This is a genomic window from Siminovitchia jepli, from assembly GCF_047228825.1.
GTDB lineage: Bacteria > Bacillota > Bacilli > Bacillales > Bacillaceae_C > Siminovitchia.
On the sequence record NZ_JBFEGN010000184.1, the window covers coordinates 1 to 1,748 of the forward strand.

The 1,748-nt window shown below is 34.3% G+C and carries 3 protein-coding genes; all 3 read right to left on the reverse strand.

What is annotated here, in order from left to right:
• Positions 1-415: 415 nt before the first annotated feature.
• From AB1L08_RS22260 to AB1L08_RS22270, 3 genes are read right to left on the reverse strand one after another with little or no spacing between them, the layout of a single operon-like run.
• Positions 416-700, reverse strand: a complete 285-nt coding sequence (locus tag AB1L08_RS22260) for a hypothetical protein (RefSeq protein WP_413066757.1) — start codon at positions 698-700, stop codon at positions 416-418.
• A gap of 2 nt (positions 701-702) precedes the next feature.
• Entirely contained in the window at positions 703-1,062 is a 360-nt protein-coding gene (locus tag AB1L08_RS22265; RefSeq protein ID WP_413066758.1) for a hypothetical protein, read from the reverse strand.
• Positions 1,059-1,667, reverse strand: coding sequence for a hypothetical protein (locus tag AB1L08_RS22270; protein ID WP_413066759.1), 609 nt, complete (start codon positions 1,665-1,667; stop codon positions 1,059-1,061). Before AB1L08_RS22270 ends, AB1L08_RS22265 begins: the two co-directional genes overlap by 4 nt.
• Positions 1,668-1,748: the final 81 nt, after the last annotated feature.

Consider the following 1,748-nt stretch of genomic DNA (forward strand, 5'->3'; position numbering starts at 1 on the left):
CATTCGACGGCTATTTTTATTTCAGAACTGCGAGTGGCAAACTATTGATCAAAATAAAGGTTGTTCAGTAAGCCCTAAATTAAAAAATAATTTGAAGAAAGCCCCCGGCTGAAGCTTGGGGATATATGGAATCCAATCGGAGAATACCTAACAAAGTGCTTGCAAGAGCTGGATTAATTTGATTCACCAATCGTTCCTAATTCTGGAGTGAAATAATGGGGTGATTTACAACTCACTCCTGGAAATGGGGAACTAACGAAGTAAAAGCCGGATACGGGAAATCAGCCCGTCCGGTTTTGTGAGGGGGGCGGAGGGTGAAAGCCCTCCTTCTACTATCCTTTATCCATGTTGGTGTTCTTTTTCGAATTGGCCGCGTTTCTCTTTTGTTTACGCCCGTGATGCTTTACATGATTGTTTATTCATTCCTTCTCGACCATTTTTTGGATATCAAAAGAGGAAATAAATAATAAAGGCTGATGCCCAATATTAACGATAAGAGCAACCCGGTTGGAGTCGCTTCAGAAAAAAATTCTTCGCCTCTTACCTCAACAATATATAAAGGAAAATTAAAAATGGCAGGTTTTGAATCAACTTCCGAGTAGCCTAGGAGAAACATAATGATAGGTGCAACCAAAATAGAAATCACATATATTATGACCAAGCTAACTCCTCCAAAGAAGGCTTTAAAAAACTTTGACATATTTATCTCTCCATTTCTTTTAAGCTATGAAGTGCATTTTTTCCATCAGGAAATACAGGATGCAAAAAAAGCAAGTTTCCTATTGCCAACAACAACATAATAGAAGTGAGTTGGGTATTGAACATACGGGTTAAAAATACAGCTGCAAGAATAGGAAAAACCGATCCTGATATAGCAACAATAAAGTTTTTAAACGGTTTATTAAATTTTTTATGGCTGACAAAAATATACTTAATGCCTATTTGTATACGAAAGTCACAAAGCTTTCTCCCTTCAGTACTGTTAAAAATGATAATGCTTATAATATGTCCCATCTCATGTAATATGATAGTGAGAATGACCGCCAAAAATACCGTTATCATTTAAAATAGGGCTTCCTTACATATATTGTAATGATATAAAGATATAATAAAACCGAGACAATCATGTTAAGCAGATCAACATATACAATGGAATTAAAAGTAGTCAAGATGACAAAATCATAAATATTCACGAAGACAATTGTTAAAATAATCACAATAGCTTTATTCGACTCATTAATAGGGATCGAGAAACCGATTGCCATGGAAAACATCGTTACAAAAACAATAGAACATAAAAGGTTCATTGTGACTAAGTCAGCTTGAGACTGTCCCATTAATGAATGAGTGATCCCTGCATACGTGACATAGACCGCCAAATTGATCAATAAGACAAACACAATTCTAGGAATAAAATAAGATGACTGTTTGAGATTTAATAAGTAATTTGTATTTCGATACTGTCTATAGGAAATGCCGATGGTCAAAGAGAATAAGATGAAAATTTCTTTTAAGCCAAAGTTTAATAAATATGAATTAAGGGCAACAAAGTTCATATAAGAAACGGTATTGTAGAGAATAAAACAAACCAATACAAGAAAGATAAATACAAGAGACTGTTCTTTAAAAACCTTGTTTCTATAAAAGTGAAACCATTCTATTTTCATATTTTGTCAAAAGTAATATCTAATGACGGTTGTTTCGGAAACGATACTGACGGTGAAAAATACCTTTTGTAACCGACATGG

Bases quoted from the DNA above. Each gene is read 5' to 3' on its own strand.
- AB1L08_RS22260 (WP_413066757.1), bottom strand. From the start codon at position 700: ATGTCAAAGTTTTTTAAAGCCTTCTTTGGAGGAGTTAGCTTGGTCATA.
- AB1L08_RS22265 (WP_413066758.1), bottom strand. From the start codon at position 1,062: ATGATAACGGTATTTTTGGCGGTCATTCTCACTATCATATTACATGAG.
- AB1L08_RS22270 (WP_413066759.1), bottom strand. From the start codon at position 1,667: ATGAAAATAGAATGGTTTCACTTTTATAGAAACAAGGTTTTTAAAGAA.